Origin of the sequence: uncultured Roseibium sp., from assembly GCF_947494555.1 — a bacterium.
In the GTDB taxonomy this organism is placed as follows: Bacteria; Pseudomonadota; Alphaproteobacteria; order Rhizobiales; family Stappiaceae; genus Roseibium.
On record NZ_CANLVF010000001.1, the window covers coordinates 1,091,438 to 1,113,392 of the forward strand.

Sequence of the window (21,955 nt, forward strand, 5' to 3'; positions counted from 1 at the left end):
ATTCGGTTCGAAGAACAATTCTCTTGTTTGGTATAATTTAATAAAAAACAATTGACGAGCTGAACATCAAATGTCAGTTTGTTTTTAATAATTAAATTCAATGTTCGCCCGGGAGGATTTATGGCGAATCTTGACAGGGGGACGTATCCGGTGCCGTCGGCTTTCAGACTATCGACCGGTTCGTTTCACAAGCTGTCCGCAATCCTGACCCTCGTGGCGCTGGCGATTGCGTTTTCGTTCGGCAACGATGCCTTTCTCACGGTCAATAACGGGCTTACGGTCCTGCTTCAGACGTCGGTGATAGGGCTTCTCGGCATCGGCATGACCATGGTGATCATCACCGGCGGGATTGATCTCAGCGTCGGCTCCGTTCTTGCGCTTTCCGGTGTTGTGACAGGTCTTTCCATCAAGGCGGGTGTCCCGACTGCTCCGGCCATGGCTCTTGGAATCGTCGCAGGCGCCACCTGTGGTCTCGTCAACGGTTTCGTCGTCACCAAAATGCGGATAACGCCCTTCGTCGCCACTCTCGGCATGATGCTGATCGCGCGCGGCGTCGCCTTGCAGTTGACCGGAGCCGCGCCGATTTCCAGGCTGGGAGAGGCCTTCGGCACTTTAGGCAACGGTTCGCTGTTCAGGATCGTCGAGAAGACCGGCGGCATTTTTCCGAAGGTCGTTTTCCCGGGAATTCCCTATCCCGCAATCCTGCTTGCCGTCGTGGCAATCGCCGCCGCCTATCTACTCAACAGGCGTCAAGTCGGACGGCATATTTATGCGACAGGATCGAACGAGGAGGCAGCGCGCCTTTCGGGCGTCCTCGTCGATCGGACCAAGATCTTTGCCTATACGCTGTCAGGCGCCCTGGCGGGGCTCGCCGGGAATGTCCTGATGTCGAGATTGGTGACCGTGCAGCCCAACGAAGGGGTGATGTACGAGCTCGATGCGATCGCGGCGGCGGTCATCGGGGGCGCATCGCTCATGGGCGGCGTTGGCAACATATCCGGCACCATGATCGGCGCATTCATCATCGGCGTCTTACGCAATGGCCTCAACATGGCGGGCGTATCCGCATTCATCCAGCAAATCGTGATCGGAGTGATCGTCATTCTGGCGGTCTACGTCGATCAGATCCGAAACCGGCGCTGACAAGCCGGACCCTTGATACCAGCGAGACTTCGAACGGAGGAGAACATTATGAAGAAGCTGATTTCAACCATGGTGATGGCAAGCGCGCTTGCGCTTACCGCCGCGGCGTCGCATGCCGGCGAAATCGCGGTCATCGTCAAGACCACCAATTCAAACTTCTGGCAGAACGTGAACAAAGGCGCGAGCGCCGCCATTGGCGGACAGGAAGCACATACGATGAGCTTCAACGGCCCGGCCTCGGAATCGGCCATTGCCGATCAGGTGAACCTGGTTGAAAACGCGGTGAACCGGGGTGTTTCCGGCATCGTGCTCGCACCTTCCGATCCGGAAGCGCTCGTTCCGGCTGTGAAAAAGGCATTCGAAGCGCAAATTCCGGTCGTCATTATCGACTCAGGTCTTGCCGAGAACGGCAAGGAATTTTTCCAGGCCTTCCTTTCCACGGACAATTGTGCGGCAGGTCAGCTCGTCGCCGACAAAATGCTGTCGGAAGTTGGCTCCAAGGGCAAAGTCGCCGTCATGTCTTATGTAGCCGGCGTCGGCTCGGAAATCGGGCGCGTGGGATGTTTCGTGGAGCGGATCAACGAGAAGTCCGACATCGAAATCGTCGGCCCGTTCTACTCGCAGTCGCAGATGGCGACCGCGCTGAACCAGACCACTGATGTTCTTGCGGCGAATGACGACCTCGTCGGCATCTTCGGCGCCAACGAGCCGACGGCCATCGGCATGGGACGCGCGATCGTGCAGGCGGGCAAGGCAGGAAGCATCACGGCTCTCGGCTTTGACGGCAACACCGACCTTCAGGACTTCGTCAAGGACGGAACCCTTGCCGGAACGGCTGTCCAGGGCTCATTCCAGATGGGCGAACTCGGCGTGCAGACCGTATTGAAACTCATGAACGGCGAGAGTGTGCCTGAGTTCATCGACACGGGTGTCGTTCTGGCCACCAAGGACAACATCGATAAGCCGGAAGTTCAAAACGTCCTTTACTGATCAGTCCCAACTTGCCGGGGGCCCACTCCTTCCTGGGGTTCCCGGCATCTTTTTTTCAAAGGGTGTAGCTTGATGAGCCTGCAGAGCGAAATGCTGCCGCTGGTGCAGATGACTGATATTGAAAAGCATTTTGGCGGCATCCGGGCGGTTAATGGCGTCTCGCTGGATCTTTTTGCCGGTGAAGTCGTGGGTGTCCTCGGACATAACGGTGCCGGAAAGTCTTGCCTCATGCGCATACTGTCGGGCGCGATGCTGGCGAACGAGGGCACTATCAAGGTCAATGGCGAAGTTGCAGAGATCCAAAATCCTCACGACGCCCGAGATTTTGGCATAGAGACCATTTACCAGACCCTGGCCCTTGCGGACCATCTCAATGCGCCCGCCAACCTCTTTCTCGGGCGAGAGTTGAAGACATGGTACGGCGATCTGGACGACAGGAAGATGATGCGCGAGACGGAGCGGGTCCTGCGCAAGCTCAATCCGAATTTCAAGAACCTGGATGACCCGGTCTCCAAGCTCTCCGGCGGACAGAGGCAGGTCATCGCCATTGCCCGCGCAATCTATTTCAACGTGAAAATCCTGATCATGGACGAGCCGACCGCAGCTCTTGGACCTTCTGAAACGGCAATGGTGGGAAATCTGATCAAACAGCTGCGCACCGAAGGAATTGGCATCTTACTGGTCAGCCATGATATGCACGATGTCTTCGAACTGTGCGACCGCGTGGTCGTGATGAACAAAGGACGGAATGTCGGATCGCACCGGATCGAGGATGTGACCAAGGACGATGTCCTCAGCCTGATCATCAAAGGTGAGTTGCCTGATGACTGGGTGCCGCGCGGACGGGAAATGCTGCAATGACGCTAAGCACGATGCCGACACAGGCTCAGACGACCAAGATGCGAAGTGGAGTCGTTGTAAAACCGGGCGTTTTTCAACTGGAGTCGCGTGACCTGCCAACCGAAGCACCCGAAGGCTGGGCGCTGATCGACATCTGCGCGGTTGGAATATGCGGCACGGATTATCACATCTTTGCAGGCAAGCACCCTTTCCTGAATTATCCGCGCACGATCGGTCACGAACTCAGCGGTCGCATTGCCAAAGCGGTGGACGGATGGCAGCAGGGTGAACTTGTCGTCATCAACCCTTATGTTTCCTGCGGAAAATGCCGGGCCTGCCGAAAAGGCAAGCCCAATTGCTGCGAGCGGATCGAAGTGCTCGGTGTGCATAGGGAAGGGGGCATGTGTGCGAGGGTCGCGGTTCCTGTTACCAACCTCTACCGCGCGACCGGACTTACAGAACTGCAGGCAGCGATGGTCGAGTTTCTCGCAATCGGGGCGCATGCGGTCAGCAGGGCCGGCGACCTTCAAGGCGAGCGTGTTCTGGTTACGGGAGCAGGTCCGATTGGTCTCGGCACTGCGCTGTTTGCAAGGCTCCAGGGTGCGGAGGTGCATCTTCTCGATCTGAGCGAAGCGCGGCTGGAACAGGCCCGCAAAAAGTTCGCCTTCGACAAATGCCACAAGGCCGGAGACCCGGTCTTGTCCGGCTCATTGTCGGATGGCTTCGATGTCATTTTCGACGCAACAGGAAGCGCCCGCGCAATCGAGGCCGGATTCCCGTTGCTTGCACATGGCAGCCGATATGTCCTCGTCAGCGTCGTCAAGGACGAGATCCGCTTCGACGATCCGGAATTCCACAAGCGTGAAGCGCAGATCATCGGCAGCCGGAATGCGACTGCCCGGGACTTTGAAACCGTGATGCATGCGATCCGGGAGGGACTGATCGACACGGACGCGCTGTGTTCGTTGGAAATCCCTTTCGGTACTGTTGCTGAAAGGTTTGAAGAGCTTGCCAACAACCGGGACACGCTGATCAAGGCGGTCGTTACCATTTAATCGCAGCCCGCTTTCGCATACTTGCCGCGCTTTGGATGTGTGATTTGAGAAACGCTGTTGGGCTGGAGAAAGCTGCGCCTTCGGCAGGTCAGATAAACTGCGGACTTTTCAGACCGGGGCCTCTCGCTGTATAGAGAGCGCCAACCGATATTGCATGCCCCTGACTGCTTGAGAGCAGGGTGTATCCGCCAATCAAAAGAAAACCAATGAACGAATTTCTGGTCGCTGCCCTTTACCTGTTCACGCCGCTCGAAGACTACGAGGATATGCGTGACCCGCTCAAGCGTTTCTGCGTTGAGCACGACGTTCGCGGCAGTTTGCTGCTTGCAGCGGAGGGTATCAACGGAACTGTTTGCGGTCCGGAAGCGGGCGTGCGGGCTGTACTGGCGCATCTTCGCAGCGATCCGCGTCTGAAGGATCTCTCGCACAAGGAGGCGTGGACGCACCGTCATGTCTTCAAACGCATGAAGGTGCGCTTGAAACAGGAGATTGTTCGGCTCGCCGTGGACGGGATCGATCCGAATGAAATCGTCGGTGAATATGTCAAGCCGGAAGACTGGAACGCGCTCATCTCCGATCCGGACGTTGTCGTCATCGACACGCGCAATGACTACGAATTTGCATTTGGAACCTTCGAGCGCGCCCTTAACCCGGAAACACAGTCCTTCCGCGAATTTCCCGACTGGGTTCACGGTCAGGATGAACTTCAGAAAAAACCGAAGGTCGCCATGTTCTGCACAGGTGGTATCCGCTGCGAGAAAGCGACCGCTTGGATGCTCAAGAACGGCTTTGAGGACGTTTATCACCTGGAAGGCGGCATACTGAATTACCTGGAAAAGGTGCCGGAGGCGGACAGTCTCTGGAAAGGGGAGTGTTTCGTGTTTGACGACCGCGTATCTGTCGATCACCAGCTGCAGCCGCGTTGGGGCGAATGGGTGCCGGAGGAAGCGCGCCACATCATCAACGAAGACACCGACTACGAAAAAGGTTCAGTGGATCAGCCGGACCTCATGGACGCCCGGCGCAACACTTCTTAACGAAAATTAACTTTTTCGCTTTAATGCCTTGGTAAATTTCCCTAAAGTCAGGTTGCAGGTCATTTTCCTGCACCAGACTGGGGGATGAGTTTATGCGTCGCAGTTCCTGGAGCGCTCTTTTCGCGCTGGCAATCAGTCCTTTTCTTGCAACTCCCGTGCTCGCCGGTGGCAAGGCACTTGCATGCTATCAGCAAGCAACAATGCCTGCGGTCTATAAGACCGTGCACGAGCGCGTGCTGGTCAAGGCGGCCAGCAACAGGGTCGTCAAAACGCCTGCCGTATACGGATATCAGAACCGCCAGGTTCTGGTGCAGGCGGAGCGGGTCTCCTACCGCACGACACCAGCCGTTTATCAGACGCGTCATCGCAAGGTCATGGTCCGGCAGGCCAGCATCGGCTGGGAGTACCGGATGATCAAGGGCCGCAAGACGCTCTGCAAGGTCAAGCATCCGGCTGTTTATCAGACGGTCAGCGAACGCGTTCAGGTACAGCCTGCTTCAAAGGTCGCCGTGCGCCATCCCGCTGTCTACAGCACCGTCAAGGAAAAGGTGATGCTGCAACCGGCCTCAAGCCACGTTGTGTCAACGCCTGCCGTCTACAAGACAGTCAGCCGTCAGGTCATGGTTCAGTCGGCGAAGACTGTCTGGCAGCCGGTGAGAGTCAAGGGCTGCAAATACTGAGGTAATTGCAGCCAAGACTTCTGTTTACGCGGTCCTGAACCGGTCTGCCTTCAGGCCCTTCTTGCCGTGGCCTTCAACCAGGAAAAGTCCACCCGATAGCGTGTCGGGCTCGATAGCAGTCGAGTCTGAGGGCTGTTTGATCGTTGTGACGATTAACTGGTCAAGATCCGGGCCGCAAAAGCAAGGCATGGTCGGTTTCGGGACCGGCATCCGGATTGCCTCCAGAAGATTGCCGTCATGTGCAAAACAGTTGAGCACGCCGGCAGAAACGCCTGCGCTCCAGTAGTTGCCATCCGCATCGACGGCTGCGCCGTCCGGACGCCCGGTTTCATTGGTCTGCTGCGCGAACAGCATCTTTGAGCCGAGAGCGCCGGTTGCCTTGTCGAAGGCGTAGCACTCGATCCAGCCGGGGGTGGAATCGGCGTGATACATATAGGCGCCGTCCGGGCTCCAGGCGAGACCGTTGGAGCACTGCAGTTCATCCCGGATTTCCTCGACCTGGCCTTTGCCGTCGATCCGGAAAAGTCCGGCAATCGGCTCGCGCGGGGAGGCGGTGTCCATGGTGCCGATCCAGAAAGCGCCGTCGGGGCCGATCTTGCCATCATTGAGACGTGTTCCCGGCCGGTCCGTCTGGACTTCGGCAAGCACTTCGCTCTTTTCCGTCTTCGGATCGAACAGAAGGATCTTGTCCCAAACACCGACAATCAGCCGCTCGTCTTCGGTCAGGCCGAAAGAACCGACTTCGTTGTCGAAATGCCAGGTGGTGATGTCACGGCTGTCCCAGTCCATGGACTGGATGGTACGGCCTTGAATGTCGACCCAAAGCAGGCGGTTGTTCCTGTCATCCCAGGTCGGGCATTCGCCAAGTTGATAGGTTGTGTCGAGAAAACGGGTAATCGTGTGGGACACCGTGGCAGGTTCCTTGAAGCGCCAAGCTGTTGAACGGAAGCGGACTATATATCCGACGGCATGCTGCGTCGAGACCGCAAAATCCACCGTCTCACCGGCAGTGGACCGAGAGCTATTTCTCGGGCCAGGCTCAAGTGTCGTCCTGAAGCGGCAGCGCCGTGCGTTTCACGATCGGGCGAATGGCGAATGACGATTTCATCCGAAGCACTCCTGGAAGCTGCGACAGGTGATCCCTGTGAATGCGTTCGAAGTCGATCGGATCCGCCGCTGTCAGCCTGAGAATGTAGTCCGCGTCACCGGCCATCAAAAAACACTCCATGATTTCCTCTGACCGGGAAACGGCGCGTTCAAAGCTTTCAAGCGTTTCCTTAGACTGACCCGTCAGCGAAATCTCGACAAAAACGTCCATGCGGCGTCCGAGTTTGCGCTGGTCAAGCAGGGCGACATAATTCTCTATCACGCCAGCCTCTTCGAGGGCGCGAACCCTGCGCAGGCAGGCGGAGGCGGACAGTCCGACGACATCTGCGAGATCCGCGTTTGCAATGCGGCCATCCTTTTGCAGAACGTCGAGTATCTTGCGGTCTAGTCGATCGAGTTTCATAATTTTGCACCGCACATATTGCAGCTAATTCTAACGTAGGCGGCATAATATTCGAAGAAATGCCAGATCATTGCAATAAAATTGTTTCAATCTGCCGTTCTCTCATATGGAACGCAAGCACATTCGAGGCGATCAGGCGTACACTAATTTCCAATCGATAACACGCCCAGAGGAGTAGCTGTTATGCGCATTGGTGTGCCCAAGGAAATCAAGAACCACGAGTACCGGGTTGGTTTGACGCCCGACAGCGTCTACGAGATGATCGCGCACGGTCACGACGTGGTGGTCGAAACGAATGCCGGCATTGGCATTGGCGCAAGCGACGCCGACTACGAGGCCGCCGGTGCGAAGATCCTCTCGACGGCGAAAGAAGTTTTCGACGCAGCCCAGATGATCGTCAAGGTGAAGGAACCGCAGGCCGTTGAGCGCGCGATGCTGCGCCCGGACCACATCCTCTTCACGTATCTGCACCTTGCGCCGGACGCGGACCAGACCGCTGATCTCGTCAAATCGGGTGCGACCTGCATCGCTTATGAAACTGTGGTCGATGCCAGAGGCGGCTTGCCGCTGCTCGTGCCCATGTCCCAGGTGGCCGGGCGTCTTTCGGTCATCGCAGGAGCCAAGGCCCTGGAAAAGGCTCATGGCGGCTCCGGTACTTTGGTTGGCGGCGTCCCGGGTGTTGAACCGGCTAAAGTCGTCGTGATCGGTGGGGGGGTCGTTGGCTCCCATGCCATCACCATGGCCATCGGACTTGGTGCCGACGTCACGGTGCTGGACCGCAACACTACGGTTCTCGGCCAGCTTTCGCAGACTTTCGGACCTGCTCTCAAAACGGTCTATTCAACCAAATCGGCGCTTGAGAAGCATGTTCTCGAAGCGGATATGGTTGTTGGCGCAGTTCTTGTCGCCGGTGCTGCAGCGCCCAAGCTGGTCACGAAGGATCTTGTCTCCCGCATGAAGCCGGGATCGGTTCTTGTCGATGTCGCCATCGATCAGGGCGGCTGTTTCGAAACATCGAAAGCAACCACACATTCCGACCCGACCTATATCGTTGACGAAGTGGTTCACTATTGCGTTGCCAACATGCCGGGCGCGGTGCCGAAAACCTCGACCTACGCGCTCAACAACGCCACGCTTCCGTTTGCCTTGGCTCTCGCCGACAAAGGCGCGAAGCAGGCGCTGCTCAACGATCCGAACTTCCTGCCGGGCCTGAACGTCATTGGCGGACAGGTAACCTGCGAAGCGGTCGCTGAGGCCCTTGGCTATGACTATGTCGATCCGGCAACCGCTCTGGAGCGGAGCGACGCCAGCCAGGCTGCCTGATTACGGCACATTTGAATTTCTGTGATCAAGGGGCCGGTCGTTTCGACCGGCCTTTTCTGTTTTCGGGCCTGCAGCAGTCAGGTGGTCGCAACAGGCCAGCCTAAGCAGTCTTCAGGCTCGGCTGGCAGATTGCAGAAACAGACTGTTCGCTTGCTGCTACGGACTGGACATGATTAATGTCTGTTGCCCGTAAAGAGCGCAGGCCAAGGCAACTGTTCCCGGCCGAAAGCTCGATTTTTCAAAGACATAAACCATGTGCTTCAATTTTCGGATCGGCGACCCAACAGACGCATTTGCTTGCGCGGTAATCATTCATGCATGGGGTGCGGAAACACCTTGGATGACAAAGCTCGATGATATTGAGCCAATGGCGGATTACTGGCAGACGCGCTTCAGGACAGACCTGGTCTGGGTCGCGGAAAAACAGGAACAGATACTGGGTTTCTGCGTACGCAAAGAAGACAATATCGGTGCGCTTTATGTCGCCGGACCGGCGCGAAATTGCGGAGTAGGAAAGCGGCTCTTGGATCTCGCAAAGGAAAATCGTGACTGGATAACCGTCTGGGCATTTGAGTTGAACACGCAAGCACGGAAGTTCTATCGCCGCGAGGGCTTGGTGGAAATTTCCAGAGAAACAGAGCACTTCGATGACGGTGTCAGCCTGGTTGATGTTGAACACCGGTGGACAAGACTGGCGAAAAAGTCGCCTGATACTTTCTAAGCAGGCGCTGCGATAGGAGATCCATGAATGGGTGTCACCTTTGAGCGTCTCTGGCTTGAAGCTGCAGCCGCAAGATATCTTTCAAGCGAAGCCGGGGGAGGGCAGGTGGAGGTTTGTCAGCACGCCCTGACGCTTGACAACTGGAGCTATGGACACCTGACCTTGTAAGGTGTGCCGTTCTGGTCCTGGGCAATGCAGTTGCGCGGGGTTGTCACAACGCCGACGAGGCCGCCGCCGATGGCTCCAAGCGCAGCGCCGGCGATCGTCGCGTTCACAGTTGAGCCCGCGACAGCTCCGATTGTTGCGCCTGTAGCTGCACCGAGTCCTGCACCGATCAGCATCCTGTCACGCTGGCTCTCGGTATTGACACAGCCTGCCAGTAGGACGGAGACGGCTGCAACGGCAAGTAACGGTTTCATCCACGCTCCCCAGCGAAGGAAATAGCCTTCTTAGCGTGGAGATGTATGGTTAACAGAACCTTACCGGAAAGAGTTATCCAAGACTGATACCGAGCCTGTCGCTCCGGTACCGGCTAGTTCGGCGTCGTGGCAGCGCCGATTGCTGCTCCGCCGGCTGCTCCGAGGGCGGCACCTGCAATCACCGGCGCCGCACCAGCGCCGACGGCAGCTCCAACAATAACACCTGTTGCGGCGCCGAGGCCGCCGCCGATGATAGCCCTGTCCGTCTGTCTGCTCGATGTGCAGCCGGCAAGTAAAGTGGCCACCGCGGCCACAACCAGAATTTTTTTCATTTCGGATACGACCTCAAATGAGCTTGCATAGGCGTCGGCATCAGCAGCATGCGTTGGAAAGCGCAATGTCGGAGAAACGTGTCCTCCGGTGTGTCAATCCAGCGGCATGCCGCCTCTGCGGCGCTCATCGGACTGTCCGGTTCCAGTTGCGTGCATCTGATCGAAGGCATTGAAATCAATCAACAGTTCCAAGCCTTCGCTTTCGCACACGGCCAAAACGTTCAAATCCAATTCAAGTCATTATTGAATCCGTAACCTAAACGGCCCGTTAAGATCCGGCGCCGCCAGGTCTTATTTTGATCAGCGGCAAGCGACCCGGTAGGGATTGCCGTAGCGATCATAGGCGACGCAGTTTCTCGGCGTTGTCGCCGCTCCGACGATTGCACCGCCGGCTGCACCGATAGCAGCACCGGCAAGCGCGGGGCCCGCGCCGTTTCCGGCTGCGGCGCCGATGATCGCGCCTGTTGCTGCACCAAGGCCGCCGCCGACAAGCGCACGATCCGTCTGGCTGTCTGACTGACAACCGGCCAGAAGGGCCGCGGTTGCGGCGACAAGCAGTATTTTCTTCATCGTTTTCTTCCTGTGGGTCAGGCGAAAACCCGCGCGATCCTCAAAGGACCACGGCGTGCCTTACGGGCAAGCCACGCGATACGGGTTGCCGTAACGGTCATAAGCGACACAGTTTTTCGGCGTCGTTGCCGCACCGACGATAGCACCGCCCGCAGCACCGATTGCGCCACCGACAAGTGCGCCACCGACGTCGCCCGTTGCTGCAGCACCGATGGCCGCACCGGTTGCGGCACCAAGGCCACCGCCGACCAGGGCACGGTCGGTCTGACTGTCAGACTGGCAACCTGCCAACGCAACACCAATTGCAGCGAGCAAAACAAACTTCTTCATTAACGGTAACTCCCTTCAGGGCCGCCGGCGCGGCGCATTCAATAGTTTAAAGTCTTGGCAAGGTTAAGCTGCTTTGCACGGCGGGGCAATCTATCAATTCCCACAGCGCACAAAAGGCAACCGCCTTTCTGGCCAGAGTCTTTCAGTGATGTGGAACAGATAGCGCACGTAGGGCGAAAGTATGGCGGCGGCGAATGCATGTCGCGGCTTCCGATAAATTTTTGTTCACCTTATGTAACTCAGTTTTTCAGCGCCGTAAGCAACCCTTTTGTCGACGCATCCTTCTGGTCGGCGGCAACCTCGCCCTTGATCATGGGCAGGAGTGCGGTGGCCAGTTCCTTGCCAAGCTCAACGCCCCACTGATCAAACGAGTTGATCCCCCAGATGACACCTTCGACAAAGACACGGTGCTCATAAAGAGCAATCAGCCGGCCCAGTGAAAAAGGTGTCAGCTTGTCGTGAACGAGCGTCAGGGAAGGGCGGTCGCCAGGAAATACCTTGTGCGGCGCGAGCTTTTCCACCGCTTCCTTGGGCAAACCTGATTTGGTGAGGATGGCAGTTGCCTCCTCAAGCGTGCGGCCGAGCATCAAGGCTTCGGATTGAGCAAGGCAGTTTGCCATCAGCAGGTCGTGATGCTGCTGAAGATCCTCTTCGTGTCCGTTCTTGGCAATCAAGAATTCGCATGGGATGACCGTCGTGCCCTGATGCAGGAGCTGGTAGAAAGCATGCTGGCCGTTGGTGCCGGGCTCTCCCCATACGAGCGGCCCTGTGGCCTGGCTGACCGGGCTGCCGTCCAGTCTGACACCCTTGCCGTTCGATTCCATGTCGAGCTGTTGCAGGTAAGCCGGGAGCCGGGCAAGGCGCTGATCGTATGGAAGCACTGCGCGGGCAGAGTGTCCCAGCACATCCCGGTTCCAAACGCCCACGAGCGCCATCAGAACCGGCAGGTTCTGATCCAGGGGCGCTTCTTTGAAGTGGACATCGAGCGCGTGTGCGCCTTCCAGAAAGTCACTGAAAGCGTCCGGCCCGATTGCAATCATCAAAGGCAGGCCAATGGCCGACCAGATGGAGTAGCGGCCACCGACCCAGTCCCAGAACCCGAACACACGGCTTTCGTCGATCCCGAACGCTGAAACCTTTTCGAGTGCGGTTGAAACGGCGGCAAAGTGCTGTCCGACGGCCTCTTCACCGAGGGCCCCTGCAATCCATTTGCGTGCCGTCGCGGCGTTCGTCATCGTCTCGATGGTCGTGAAGGTCTTCGATGCGACGATGACCAGGGTCGTCGCGGGGTCGAGAGTTGCCAGGGTGTCGGCAACGTGAGCGCCGTCAACATTGGACACGTAATGCAGCTCGGGGCCGTCGTGATAGGGCGACAGCGCCAGGGTCGCCATTACCGGGCCAAGGTCAGAGCCTCCAATGCCGATATTCACCACGTCGGTGAACGGTGCACCGGTTGACGATGTCAGTTCGCCCGAGCGGACCGCTTCGGAAAAATCAGCCATGGCGTCAAGCACGTCTCGAACATCCGGCATGACATCCTGGCCATCGACAAAAACCGGCTTGTCCGAGCGGTTTCTGAGGGCCGTGTGGAGCACTGCGCGGTTTTCGGTCGTATTGATCTTTTCGCCGGAGAACATTGCGTCCCTCCGGCCGGCGACGTCGGCAGCCTCGGCCAGCTCGACAAGGAGCTTCAAGGTGTCGGTGTCGAGTTTCGTCTTTGAAAAATCCAGAAGCAGGTCATCGGTACGCGCTGAGAGATTTTCGAACCGCTGAGGATCACTTGAGAACAGGTCCCGGAGCGTGGTCTTGTTCAGCCTTTCAGCCTGCCGGCCGAGTGCAACAAACGCGTCTTCGAGAGCCATGAGACATCCCCTTAAATCGATTTAAACGGTTGAATTTTCATTGTTCAGCGAGTGTGCGCATCCCATAGCACAGCAATTTGACAGAGTGGAGATTTTTCTCGGGATCTTTGCGGGATCCATTGGGGCAAAATACCCGTCAATTTCTTAAGTTCTGACTTGGCTGTCAGCGCAAAAGCAAGTCCAAAATTGACGAGAAATTAGGAGTTTTCGCCTATCTTTCGATCGACGTGTCCCCGTGCCACGGACAAAGCATCAGGAACCGGTTCAGACTGAAAACACATGTGTTCTGCCAAAACTCCGCATGATCTGGCCCACCTTCAGGGAAATCCCGAAGTCCGCGAAAAGGTGCAGGTCGTCGATTTTGATACGCTCGCAATCATCGACGCCGTTGTGACGAATGTGAACGAGTGGGGTTGTTGCGTTACTTCCGAACATGTCCAGGAACTCTACAAGAACATCGGAATTCGGCTTTCCGGTTCGCGGAAACTTTCAAAGGCACATGTCACGTCGGTCAAGGGAAACGACGCGGCAGTTGTTTTTTCCAGTAGCGAGAGTTCCGTCTCCGACAAACGCCGTGAAAAGCGAAACGACGTCAAGATTCCCGTTACGATCGCGGACCTGGAGGGCATTACCGAGATTACCGGTGTTATCGTCGACGCGGCCAAGAACGGGTGCCGGGTCAAGGCGGAGGGTCTCACCGCGATGCCGGAAGAGGTTCTTCTGACAATGAACAAATTCGACAAACCTGTGGTCGCGGAGTTTGCCTGGCGCAACGACAGATCCGCCGGTCTCAGGCTCCTATGGAACCGCACGCTTGAAGAAACCGGCAGCTGTGAGAGTGCCGTTGCCAGCGAAGAACCGTTACCGGAGACGGAAGACGCCTAGGAGTAGGTCGGTCAACGGTCTCCGGCAGTAGCTTTGTCCAGTGTTAGTCGTTCAGTCCGGCCGCAGCGCGCGCACGTTCTTCGATACCTGCCCAGTCTTCCGCTGCAATCGCCTTTGCGTCGGCAATCCAGGACCCGCCGACACACAGAACATTCGGCAAGGCCAGATAATCGGGCGCTTTGTCGAGGCTTACGCCGCCAGTTGGACAGAACTTCGCGGCTGCAAGCGGCGAGGAAAGTGACTTGAGGTAGGACGCGCCTCCGGCTTGTTCCGCCGGGAAGAATTTCAACCGTTCATAGCCGCGTTCCAGTAGATACATGACCTCGGAAGCCGTGGCTGCGCCCGGAAGGAGCGGGACGCTGTGTTCATCAGCCGCATCCAGCAGGGTTTCCGTTGCGCCGGGGGACACAATGAAACGTGCTCCGGCGGAAACAGCCGCATCATACTGCTCGCCGTTCAAGACCGTGCCGGCTCCGACCATCGCTCCTTCGACATGCTCGTTAACGGCATCAATGGCTTCCAGCGCGTGTGCGGTCCGAAGGGTGATTTCGATCGCCGGCAATCCGCCGCGGACAAGCGCTTCGGCCATCGGTACGGCTTTGCGCGGGTCTTCGACGACGAGTACCGGGATCACCGGCGCAGCACACATAACGGCTTCAATCTTCTTTATATCCTGTGCCATTGAGGTCTCCCGTTTGTCAGTTTCAAGCGCTGAACACGTGCGCGCCATCGTCGGCGGCACCGACATTTGCGCGGAAAGCTGCGAACAAATCCCTGCCGACGCCAAATTGGTGTTCACTCAGGTCACTGGCCGCCAAGGGGCGTGCATTGAATTCGGCATCATCAACAAGAACCTGCAATTCGCCGGTTTCTGCATTGATGCGGATCATGTCGCCATCCTGGATCCTGGCAATCGGACCACCGCTTGCCGCTTCGGGCGTGACGTGGATCGCCGCCGGGACCTTGCCCGACGCGCCAGACATACGGCCATCGGTGATCAGGGCGACCTTGTAGCCCTTGTCCTGCAGGATCCCGAGGCATGGTGTCAGCTTGTGCAGTTCAGGCATGCCGATCGCCTTCGGGCCCTGGAAACGAACGACGGCGGCAACGTCGCCTTTCAGCTCTTTGTTGTTGAAGGCGGCCAGAAAGCCGTCCTGGGAATGAAAGACGCGGGCAGGGGCCTCGATGATGTGGCGGTCCTTTGCAACGGCTGAGACCTTGATCACCGCCTTGCCCATGTTTCCGGTCAGCATTTTCAGGCCGCCTGTCGGTTGGAAGGCTTTGGCAAGCGGTGCCAGCACCGTCTCATCGCCCGAAACCTGCGGTGCGTCCTGGCGCACCACGTTGCCGTCCTCATCTAGCCCGGCTTCGACCGTATAGCCCGACAGATCAGTGCCGTAGACGGTTTTCACATCCTGGTGGAGATAGCCATCCGACAGGAGCTCGCGGATCAGGAAAGCAAGACCGCCGGCTGCCTGGAAGTGGTTCACGTCCGCCTTGCCGTTCGGGTAGACGCGCGCCAACAGCGGCACGACATCGGACAGGTCTGATATGTCGTCCCATGTCAGCTTGATGCCTGCGGTTGCTGCAATCGCGACCAGATGCATCGTGTGGTTCGTCGATCCACCGGTTGCGTGCAATCCGACGACGCCGTTGACGATGGCTTTTTCGTCGATGATTTCACCCGCAGGCGTGAACTCGTTTCCGAGTGCTGAAATCGCAAGCGCACGCTTGGTCGCTTCCCTGGTGAGCGCGTCACGGAGCGGCGTGCCCGGATTGATGAAGGAGGCGCCCGGCATATGAAGCCCCATGATTTCCATCAGCATCTGGTTGGAATTCGCTGTGCCGTAGAACGTGCATGTGCCAGGAGAGTGATAGGCTTTGGATTCACTTTCCAGGAGGGCGTCTCGCCCGACCTTTCCTTCAGCATAGAGCTGACGCACCTTGGCCTTGTCGTCGTTCGAGATGCCGGTCGTCATCGGTCCTGCGGGTATGAAGACTGCGGGCAGGTGACCGAAGGAGAGGGCGGCGATTGCAAGCCCGGGCACGATCTTGTCGCAAATTCCGAGAAAGACCGCGGCATCGAACATCTGATGGGACAACCCGACTGCTGCAGCCATTGCGATCACGTCCCTGGAAAACAGAGACAGTTCCATGCCGTCCTGGCCCTGGGTGACACCGTCGCACATGGCCGGCACCCCACCTGCCACCTGAGCAACAGCGCCGACCTCGTGGGCGGCCTCCCGGATAAGGGAAGGGTAGGTCTCGTAGGGCTGGTGCGCCGACAGCATGTCGTTATAGGACGTGATGATGCCAAGATTTGGGACGACGTCGCCTGAAAGAGCCTGCTTGTCGGAGACCCCGCACGCGGCGAAACCGTGCGCCAGGTTGCCACAAGAGAGCCGGGATCTTTGTGGTCCCTTGTCGGCCGCCTGTCCGATCCGGTCCAGATAGATGGACCGGCTGTCGTGGCTGCGTTTGACAATCCGTTCCGTAACTTCACCAATTCGGTCCTGGAGAGCCATATTTGAAGTCCTTTCCTCGCCACGTGTGGCTGGGTCATGTTCATCAGGGCAAATAGGGCGGTTTCGCCGCTTTTGCTCATTTTAATCGATTTAAATGTCAAAAGGCAGACAGGGGCTGCCCCTGTCTTGCCCTGCTAAACCGAGTCCTCTTCGGACCAGGTGCGTCCGTCGCGTTCGACGAGTGCGATGGAAGCCGAGGGGCCCCACGTGCCTGCGGTATATCCTTTTGGTGTTTCCTTCGAGGAGCTCCAAGCCGCCAATATGGGGTCGACCCAGGCCCAGGCCGCGTCGACTTCGTCGCGCCGCATGAAGAGGGTCTGGTTGCCGCGGATCACGTCCATGATCAGGCGCTCGTATGCGTCCGGATTTCGCACCTTGAAGGCATCCGCAAAACTCATGTCGAGGGGAACCTGCCTCAGTCTCATGCCGCCCGGGCCCGGGTCCTTGATCATGATCTGCATTTTCACGCCTTCATCCGGCTGCAGGCGGATTATGAGACGGTTGGCGGTGACTTTCCCGGTTTCAGTGTCGAAGATCGAGTGCGGGATCGGGCGGAATTGAACGACGATTTCCGAGACGCGCTGGGCGAGCCGCTTGCCGGTCCGCAAATAAAACGGCACACCTGCCCACCGCCAGTTCGCAATTTCCGCCTTGAGCGCGACGAAGGTTTCCGTGCGGCTGTCGTCGTCGCCCAGCTCTTCAAGATAGCCGGGAACAGCGCCACCGGCCGACGCTCCGGCCCGGTACTGTCCACGCACGGTCAGTTTGTCTGCGCTTTGAGCATCGATCGGCGAGAGAGCCTTCAGGACTTTAAGCTTTTCGTCCCGGACACTGTCGGCATTCATGGATTCAGGCGGCTCCATGGCAACAAGGCAGAGGAGCTGAAGAATATGGTTCTGAACCATGTCCCGCAGGGCGCCGGCCGTGTCGTAGTAACCTGCGCGGCCGCCGACACCCAGGGATTCTGCCACGGTGATCTGGACATGGTCGATATGAGCCGCGTTCCAGAGCGGTTCGAACAGTGCGTTGGCAAACCTGAGTGCCATCAGGTTCTGCACGGTTTCCTTGCCCAGATAGTGATCGATACGGAATATCTGGTGTTCCTTGAAGACGGCACCAACGGTGTCGTTGAGAGCCTTGGCCGATGCACCGTCCTTGCCGATCGGTTTTTCAATCACAACCCGGGCATGGCTGTTGACGACATCGACACGCCCCAGGTTCTCGCAGATCGTCCCGAAAAGATCGGGGCCAACGGCAAGATAAAACGCCCTGATCACGTCTTCACGTTCATCAAGGATCGTTTTCAGGTCTTCGAACCCGACGGCAGCCGCCACATCGATTTTTACGTAGTGCAATCTCTTGAGGAACTGGTCGAGATGTTCCTTATCGAGGTCGTGGACGTGTTCCTCGAGCGCCTTTTTAGCCCAGGCCCGATAGTCGTCATCCGTGTAGTCCCGGCGCGCACTGCAGATGATCCGTGCCTTTTCCGGCATCTGGCCATCCGCGTCGCGATGATAAAGGGCGGGCAGAAGTTTGCGGTGAGCCAGGTCGCCCGAAGCACCGAAGACGACAAGATCAAACTCTTGAACTTCAATGACGCGTACCGCCATGAGACTATCCTTCCAAAAGACTGTCTGCTCCCGGACTTTTGCGTCAACAGGAGGTTTCAGTGGGGCTTTTAAATCGATTTAATTCGCTTGTCAGCCCCTCAAATGAGCTCTGACCATTCTTTTTGCAGTTCCGCCAGCCTAGGGAGGTCCGCTCCGCGGCGCGAGCAGGTGATGCCGGCTGCTTTCACCGCGAATGTAAGAAGGCGATTGACGGTGCTCTCGTCAAGTGCCGACAGTGATTTCCTGTCCTTTGCGCCAAGTTTGTTGAGGCCGGACAGCAATGCCGCCTGAAACGTGTCTCCGGCGCCGACAGTGTCCTCCACATTGACCTTTATTCCGGGGCAATGTGTTTCAAAGCCGCTCGTATAGGCGGACGCACCGTCGCCGCCGCGGGTGACAATAACAAGCCCCGGTCCATTTGACAGCCAGCGGCGGGCGACATCGGCAACCGTTTCTTCCGGCGAGATCAACGCGAGATCCTCGTCGCTCACCTTGATAATGTCGGACAGTTTGGAAAGGGTGTCGGTGTTCCGGCGCCAGAGCGCCATGTCGGGTTCGACCGTTGGACGGATATTGGGATCAAACGAGATGAGCGTGTGCGCTCGCGTGCGTTCGATGAGCGATTTCAAGCTTCCCGAGACGGGTTCCACAAGCGCTGTATAGGAGCCGACATGCAAGAAAGCGGGCATTTCGGTGAGTTCTGGAAGATCGCTTTCGGAGACCATGCGGTCGGCCGCGTTTGCGCCGTAGAACGTGTAGGCGGGATGCCCGTGCGCATCCTTTTGAACCAGGCTGAGCGTGGTCAGATAGTCAGTTCGCAGAATATAACGATCGGAAACGCCTTCCTTTCGGAATTTTTCAACCAGCTTTTCGCCTAGTGCGTCTTTTGAAATGCCTCCGAAGAAGGCAGCGTTTTCGCCCAATCTTGCAAGGCCCATCGCGACGTTGAACGGCGAACCGCCGATCCTGGCGTCAAATGACACACTGTCTTCGCCAGGCTCGCCGAAGAGGTCGAACAGGGCTTCACCGCAAATCAAGAACATGGAGAGTCCAAACTGTTTTATTCATCTTAGAAAACGGTCCGGCCTGGCCGGACCATTTTGGCTTCATTTTCCAACCAACACTCACGCGGCAAGATTACCGGGCGGATCCATGGCGCCTGTCATCAGAGCAACCGCATCGGACATTGAGCAATCCTCGGGTCTGACGGTACAAAGCCGTTTGCCCAATCGATGGATGTGGATCCGGTCCGCGACCTCGAAGACGTGCGGCATATTGTGGCTGATGAGTACGATTGGTATCCCTCGCGACTTCACGTCCTGGATCAGCTCCAGCACCCGCCGGCTTTCCTTTACACCCAGCGCGGCGGTCGGCTCGTCCATGATAATAAACTTGGTCGCAAAGGCGGCAGCCCTGGCCACAGCCACACCTTGTCTCTGTCCGCCTGACAATGTCTCAATGGTCTGGTTGATCGATTGCACCGTCATAAGACCAAGTTCCGTGAGCTTTTCGCGCGCGAACTTTTCCATCGCAGACCGGTCGAGTTGCCGCAGGAATTTTCCCATGAAACCCGGTTTGCGGATTTCGCGCCCCATGAACATGTTGTCTGCGATCGACATTGCCGGCGACATGGCAAGGGTCTGGTAGACGATTTCGATGCCCATGTCCCGCGCCTCTGTTGGCGACGTAAAATTGACGGGCTTGCCGTCGATCAGGATTTCGCCCTCATCCGGGATGGTGGCGCCACAGATCGCCTTTACGATTGACGACTTGCCAGCGCCGTTGTCTCCAATGACAGCCAGGATTTCATCGTTGCGCAACTCAAAATCGGAGTGATCGATCGCGGTGACATGACCGTAGCGCTTGACGATACCGCGGCCCTCTACAATGGGAACACTGTCAGACATTACGCCGATACCTTTCTGATCCACTGATCGGCTGCCACGGCAGCGATGATGAGAAGCCCGATGAGAAGAAAGGTCCACTGCGCATCTGCGCCAAGCAGTCTTAGTCCGAGTGTGAAGACGCCGACGATCAGTGCTCCGAACAAAGATCCAAGGATTGATCCGCGTCCGCCGAAGAGAGAGATGCCGCCGATCACCACGGCGGTGATACTTTCGATATTCGCGAGCTGTCCGGACGTTGGTGACACTGATCCGATCCGGCCGATCAGGGCCCACCCGGCAAAGGCGCATATCAGTCCTGAAAGCATGTAGACCGACATAAGCGTTCTGTGAACGTTGACACCCGACAGTCCGGCAGCTTCGGGATCGTCGCCAACGGCATAGACGTGCCGCCCCCAGGCCGTGTGACGCAGCGCGTAGGCAAGCACAAGAACAAGGATCAACATAAAGATCACGCCCACCGTGAACACAGCGCCACCGATATTGAACTTTGTTCCGAAGAACTGAAGGAAGGGGGCGTTGGCTTCGATTTCCTGCGACCTGATGGTTTCATTGGCCGAGTAAAGGAAGTTCGTCGCAAGTACAATCTGCCACATCCCGAGTGTGACGATGAACGGTGGGAGCTTGACCCGGCTTACCAGCCAGCCGTTCAACGCGCCAATCATCGTTCCAACTGCAAGGCCGCACGCGACGGCAATTGGAGCAGGAATTCCATAGCGGAATGTGAATTGTCCCATGATTACCGAGGAAAAGACCATGATTGCACCAACGCTCAGGTCAATTCCGGCCGTCAGGATAATCAGGCTTTGTGCAGCTGCCACAATGCCCACGATCTGAACCTGCTGGAGTATCAAAGTCATCGCAAAGGGCGAAAAGAACTTGGATCCCAACAACAAACCGAAGACAATAATTGCAGCGATGAGCACGATTAGCGGCACCAGGGACGGATTGGCGTGTAGCGTGTGCTGCACCTGTCCGAGAAAGCCGCGTCGATGGTCATCGAATTCGGCGACCGAGTCCGATCTGCTGGCGGCAGATTCGTAGTTCTCGGTCCCATCCTTTGTTTGAGACATTACTTTCCCTTCCGCAGCGGATCAGTTGGTCACGTGACCGCCTACAGCTTGTCGGTCGTGATCCGGCTTTCGAGGAACCCGGGAGGCGTGGTTGATGCCTCCCGGACCCGTAGCCACGTTAGCCCCAGCAGAGCTCCGTGCCCTTCGCGGTATCGATGGAGTCCACACCATCGACCGGCTTGTCAGTGACAAGGGCAACGCCGGTATCGAAGAAATCCTTGCCAGGGGTCGGCTCAGGTTTCGCACCGCTGTCAGCCCATGTCTTGATCGCTTCGATACCAAGCGAAGCCATCAAGAGCGGATATTGCTGGGATGTTGCGCCGATCACGCCGTCCTTGACGTTCTGAACACCTGGGCACCCACCGTCGACCGAAACGATCAACACGTCGTTCTCACGACCGATGGCTTTCAGCGCTTCATATGCACCGGCAGCCGCAGGTTCGTTGATCGTGTATACGACATTGATCGTCGGGTCTTTTGCGAGAAGGTTCTCCATGGCGCGGCGGCCACCTTCCTCGTTGCCCTGCGTTACGTCGTTGCCGACGATGCGCGCGTCCGTCTCATCGCCCCACTTGTTGGGATCGCCAAGGTCGATGCCGAAGCCCTGGAGAAAGCCCTGGTCGCGCAAGACGCCAACCGTCGGCTGGCTGATTGCAAGGTCGAGCATGCCGATCTTGGCGTCTGCCGCCTTGTCGCCGAGGGCGCCAGCCGCCCATTTGCCGATCAGCTCTCCGGCAAGGAAGTTGTCCGTTGCGAACGTTGCGTCTGCTGCGTCGATCGGGCTCAACGGCGTGTCAAGCGCGATGACGAGCAGCCCGTTTTCGCGTGCCTGCTCGACAGCAGGAACAATCGAGGACGTATCGGATGCCGTCAGCAAGATGCCTTTGGCACCATCAGCGATGCAGGTCTCGATCGCGGCAACCTGGGTTTCGTGGTCGCCATCGACCTTTCCGGCAAAGGATTTCAGCTCGATGCCGAGTTCATTTGCCTTGGCGGTCGCGCCTTCCTTCATCTTCACGAAGAACGGATTCGTGTCGGTTTTGGTGATCAGGCAGGCTGAAATGTCGGCGGCTGCCGCCGGTGCTGCCGCCATGGCGGCTAGGACTGAACCAGTCGCTAGTAGTTTGCGGATCATTTGCGTTTTCC

At 57.6% G+C, this 21,955-nt stretch carries 24 protein-coding genes; 10 read left to right on the forward strand and 14 right to left on the reverse strand.

The features are described 5' to 3' along the window. The first annotated feature begins 120 nt into the window (after positions 1–120). The 6 genes from Q0915_RS04945 to Q0915_RS04970 all read left to right on the forward strand — a co-directional run bounded on the left by Q0915_RS04945 (position 121) and on the right by Q0915_RS04970 (position 5,745). Positions 121–1,143 carry an ABC transporter permease gene (locus tag Q0915_RS04945; protein ID WP_299474080.1) on the forward strand — a complete coding sequence of 341 codons (1,023 nt, stop codon included), beginning with the start codon at positions 121–123 and terminating at the stop codon, positions 1,141–1,143. 48 nt (positions 1,144–1,191) lie between these two features. Next, positions 1,192–2,133, forward strand: coding sequence for an ABC transporter substrate-binding protein (locus tag Q0915_RS04950; protein ID WP_299474083.1), 942 nt, complete (start codon positions 1,192–1,194; stop codon positions 2,131–2,133). A 72-nt stretch (positions 2,134–2,205) separates the two neighbouring features. Continuing rightward, positions 2,206–2,994 (forward strand): ATP-binding cassette domain-containing protein, encoded by a 789-nt coding sequence (locus Q0915_RS04955; protein WP_299474086.1) that lies wholly within the window; start codon positions 2,206–2,208, stop codon positions 2,992–2,994. Beyond that, entirely contained in the window at positions 2,991–4,028 is a 1,038-nt protein-coding gene (locus tag Q0915_RS04960; RefSeq protein WP_299474089.1) for a zinc-binding alcohol dehydrogenase family protein, read from the forward strand. The genes Q0915_RS04955 and Q0915_RS04960 overlap by 4 nt, the downstream gene beginning before the upstream one ends. A gap of 206 nt (positions 4,029–4,234) precedes the next feature. Next, a complete protein-coding gene (locus Q0915_RS04965; protein ID WP_299474092.1) occupies positions 4,235–5,065 on the forward strand; it encodes a rhodanese-related sulfurtransferase in 831 nt (276 codons plus the stop codon). A gap of 92 nt (positions 5,066–5,157) precedes the next feature. Then, the gene (locus Q0915_RS04970; protein WP_299474095.1) at positions 5,158–5,745 is read left to right on the forward strand and encodes a hypothetical protein; all 588 of its coding nucleotides are present in this window, start codon (positions 5,158–5,160) and stop codon (positions 5,743–5,745) included. Positions 5,746–5,769: 24 nt separating this feature from the next. On the opposite strand, the gene Q0915_RS04975 is transcribed toward Q0915_RS04970, so the two are convergent. Together Q0915_RS04975 and Q0915_RS04980 are read right to left on the reverse strand one after the other, a co-directional pair. Beyond that, on the reverse strand, positions 5,770–6,654 hold the full coding sequence (locus tag Q0915_RS04975) for an SMP-30/gluconolactonase/LRE family protein (RefSeq protein ID WP_299474098.1): 885 nt from the start codon (positions 6,652–6,654) through the stop codon (positions 5,770–5,772). Between the two features lie 130 nt (positions 6,655–6,784). Next, positions 6,785–7,255: an Lrp/AsnC family transcriptional regulator gene (locus Q0915_RS04980; protein ID WP_299474101.1), complete on the reverse strand. Its 471-nt coding sequence runs from the start codon at positions 7,253–7,255 to the stop codon at positions 6,785–6,787. A 183-nt stretch (positions 7,256–7,438) separates the two neighbouring features. Here Q0915_RS04980 and ald point away from each other — a divergent pair, with 183 nt between their 5' ends. From ald to Q0915_RS04995, 3 genes are all read left to right on the forward strand, one after another. Then, complete coding sequence (ald, locus tag Q0915_RS04985) at positions 7,439–8,578, forward strand: alanine dehydrogenase (RefSeq protein WP_299474105.1); 1,140 nt, start codon at positions 7,439–7,441, stop codon at positions 8,576–8,578. Positions 8,579–8,918: 340 nt separating this feature from the next. Further along, positions 8,919–9,299, forward strand: a complete 381-nt coding sequence (locus tag Q0915_RS04990) for a GNAT family N-acetyltransferase (RefSeq protein ID WP_299474108.1) — start codon at positions 8,919–8,921, stop codon at positions 9,297–9,299. 27 nt (positions 9,300–9,326) lie between these two features. Continuing rightward, positions 9,327–9,467, forward strand: a complete 141-nt coding sequence (locus tag Q0915_RS04995) for a hypothetical protein (RefSeq protein WP_299474111.1) — start codon at positions 9,327–9,329, stop codon at positions 9,465–9,467. Here the strand turns inward: Q0915_RS04995 and Q0915_RS05000 are convergent. The 5 genes from Q0915_RS05000 to pgi all read right to left on the reverse strand — a co-directional run bounded on the left by Q0915_RS05000 (position 9,446) and on the right by pgi (position 12,812). Then, positions 9,446–9,718 (reverse strand): hypothetical protein, encoded by a 273-nt coding sequence (locus Q0915_RS05000; protein WP_299474114.1) that lies wholly within the window; start codon positions 9,716–9,718, stop codon positions 9,446–9,448. The genes Q0915_RS04995 and Q0915_RS05000 overlap by 22 nt on opposite strands. A 113-nt stretch (positions 9,719–9,831) precedes the next feature. Next, a complete protein-coding gene (locus tag Q0915_RS05005; RefSeq protein WP_299474116.1) occupies positions 9,832–10,050 on the reverse strand; it encodes a hypothetical protein in 219 nt (72 codons plus the stop codon). Between the two features lie 300 nt (positions 10,051–10,350). Beyond that, the gene (locus tag Q0915_RS05010; RefSeq protein ID WP_299474119.1) at positions 10,351–10,620 is read right to left on the reverse strand and encodes a lipoprotein; all 270 of its coding nucleotides are present in this window, start codon (positions 10,618–10,620) and stop codon (positions 10,351–10,353) included. Between the two features lie 60 nt (positions 10,621–10,680). Then, complete coding sequence (locus Q0915_RS05015; RefSeq protein ID WP_299474122.1) at positions 10,681–10,950, reverse strand: glycine zipper domain-containing protein; 270 nt, start codon at positions 10,948–10,950, stop codon at positions 10,681–10,683. A 239-nt stretch (positions 10,951–11,189) separates the two neighbouring features. Next, entirely contained in the window at positions 11,190–12,812 is a 1,623-nt protein-coding gene (pgi, locus tag Q0915_RS05020) for a glucose-6-phosphate isomerase (RefSeq protein ID WP_299474125.1), read from the reverse strand. Positions 12,813–13,091: 279 nt separating this feature from the next. Here pgi and Q0915_RS05025 point away from each other — a divergent pair, with 279 nt between their 5' ends. Next, on the forward strand, positions 13,092–13,697 hold the full coding sequence (locus tag Q0915_RS05025) for a PilZ domain-containing protein (RefSeq protein WP_299474128.1): 606 nt from the start codon (positions 13,092–13,094) through the stop codon (positions 13,695–13,697). A 43-nt stretch (positions 13,698–13,740) separates the two neighbouring features. Here the strand turns inward: Q0915_RS05025 and eda are convergent, their stop codons facing one another. From eda to Q0915_RS05060, 7 genes are all read right to left on the reverse strand, one after another. Then, entirely contained in the window at positions 13,741–14,379 is a 639-nt protein-coding gene (gene eda / locus Q0915_RS05030) for a bifunctional 4-hydroxy-2-oxoglutarate aldolase/2-dehydro-3-deoxy-phosphogluconate aldolase (RefSeq protein ID WP_299474133.1), read from the reverse strand. 22 nt (positions 14,380–14,401) lie between these two features. Then, positions 14,402–16,222 carry a phosphogluconate dehydratase gene (gene edd, locus Q0915_RS05035; RefSeq protein WP_299474135.1) on the reverse strand — a complete coding sequence of 607 codons (1,821 nt, stop codon included), beginning with the start codon at positions 16,220–16,222 and terminating at the stop codon, positions 14,402–14,404. 134 nt (positions 16,223–16,356) lie between these two features. After that, positions 16,357–17,832: a glucose-6-phosphate dehydrogenase gene (gene zwf, locus Q0915_RS05040; protein ID WP_299474138.1), complete on the reverse strand. Its 1,476-nt coding sequence runs from the start codon at positions 17,830–17,832 to the stop codon at positions 16,357–16,359. Between the two features lie 98 nt (positions 17,833–17,930). Further along, positions 17,931–18,875: a carbohydrate kinase gene (locus Q0915_RS05045; protein ID WP_299474141.1), complete on the reverse strand. Its 945-nt coding sequence runs from the start codon at positions 18,873–18,875 to the stop codon at positions 17,931–17,933. Between the two features lie 81 nt (positions 18,876–18,956). Then, entirely contained in the window at positions 18,957–19,763 is an 807-nt protein-coding gene (locus tag Q0915_RS05050; protein WP_299474144.1) for an ATP-binding cassette domain-containing protein, read from the reverse strand. Continuing rightward, positions 19,739–20,809, reverse strand: coding sequence for an ABC transporter permease (locus Q0915_RS05055; protein ID WP_299474146.1), 1,071 nt, complete (start codon positions 20,807–20,809; stop codon positions 19,739–19,741). The genes Q0915_RS05050 and Q0915_RS05055 overlap by 25 nt, the downstream gene beginning before the upstream one ends. A gap of 118 nt (positions 20,810–20,927) precedes the next feature. Further along, entirely contained in the window at positions 20,928–21,944 is a 1,017-nt protein-coding gene (locus Q0915_RS05060) for a sugar ABC transporter substrate-binding protein (RefSeq protein WP_299474149.1), read from the reverse strand. Positions 21,945–21,955 lie beyond the last annotated feature (11 nt).

Bases quoted from the DNA above. Each gene is read 5' to 3' on its own strand.
- Q0915_RS05045 (WP_299474141.1), bottom strand. From the start codon at position 18,875: ATGTTCTTGATTTGCGGTGAAGCCCTGTTCGACCTCTTCGGCGAGCCT.
- Q0915_RS04965 (WP_299474092.1), top strand. From the start codon at position 4,235: ATGAACGAATTTCTGGTCGCTGCCCTTTACCTGTTCACGCCGCTCGAA.
- Q0915_RS04945 (WP_299474080.1), top strand. From the start codon at position 121: ATGGCGAATCTTGACAGGGGGACGTATCCGGTGCCGTCGGCTTTCAGA.
- Q0915_RS05025 (WP_299474128.1), top strand. From the start codon at position 13,092: ATGTGTTCTGCCAAAACTCCGCATGATCTGGCCCACCTTCAGGGAAAT.
- Q0915_RS05005 (WP_299474116.1), bottom strand. From the start codon at position 10,050: ATGAAAAAAATTCTGGTTGTGGCCGCGGTGGCCACTTTACTTGCCGGC.
- Q0915_RS05000 (WP_299474114.1), bottom strand. From the start codon at position 9,718: ATGAAACCGTTACTTGCCGTTGCAGCCGTCTCCGTCCTACTGGCAGGC.
- zwf (WP_299474138.1), bottom strand. From the start codon at position 17,832: ATGGCGGTACGCGTCATTGAAGTTCAAGAGTTTGATCTTGTCGTCTTC.
- Q0915_RS05055 (WP_299474146.1), bottom strand. From the start codon at position 20,809: ATGTCTCAAACAAAGGATGGGACCGAGAACTACGAATCTGCCGCCAGC.
- Q0915_RS04950 (WP_299474083.1), top strand. From the start codon at position 1,192: ATGAAGAAGCTGATTTCAACCATGGTGATGGCAAGCGCGCTTGCGCTT.
- Q0915_RS05015 (WP_299474122.1), bottom strand. From the start codon at position 10,950: ATGAAGAAGTTTGTTTTGCTCGCTGCAATTGGTGTTGCGTTGGCAGGT.
- Q0915_RS04990 (WP_299474108.1), top strand. From the start codon at position 8,919: ATGACAAAGCTCGATGATATTGAGCCAATGGCGGATTACTGGCAGACG.
- Q0915_RS04955 (WP_299474086.1), top strand. From the start codon at position 2,206: ATGAGCCTGCAGAGCGAAATGCTGCCGCTGGTGCAGATGACTGATATT.
- Q0915_RS04970 (WP_299474095.1), top strand. From the start codon at position 5,158: ATGCGTCGCAGTTCCTGGAGCGCTCTTTTCGCGCTGGCAATCAGTCCT.
- Q0915_RS04995 (WP_299474111.1), top strand. From the start codon at position 9,327: ATGGGTGTCACCTTTGAGCGTCTCTGGCTTGAAGCTGCAGCCGCAAGA.
- Q0915_RS05010 (WP_299474119.1), bottom strand. From the start codon at position 10,620: ATGAAGAAAATACTGCTTGTCGCCGCAACCGCGGCCCTTCTGGCCGGT.
- Q0915_RS05060 (WP_299474149.1), bottom strand. From the start codon at position 21,944: ATGATCCGCAAACTACTAGCGACTGGTTCAGTCCTAGCCGCCATGGCG.
- Q0915_RS04960 (WP_299474089.1), top strand. From the start codon at position 2,991: ATGACGCTAAGCACGATGCCGACACAGGCTCAGACGACCAAGATGCGA.
- pgi (WP_299474125.1), bottom strand. From the start codon at position 12,812: ATGGCTCTCGAAGACGCGTTTGTTGCACTCGGCCGGCAGGCTGAAAGG.
- edd (WP_299474135.1), bottom strand. From the start codon at position 16,222: ATGGCTCTCCAGGACCGAATTGGTGAAGTTACGGAACGGATTGTCAAA.
- Q0915_RS04980 (WP_299474101.1), bottom strand. From the start codon at position 7,255: ATGAAACTCGATCGACTAGACCGCAAGATACTCGACGTTCTGCAAAAG.
- eda (WP_299474133.1), bottom strand. From the start codon at position 14,379: ATGGCACAGGATATAAAGAAGATTGAAGCCGTTATGTGTGCTGCGCCG.
- ald (WP_299474105.1), top strand. From the start codon at position 7,439: ATGCGCATTGGTGTGCCCAAGGAAATCAAGAACCACGAGTACCGGGTT.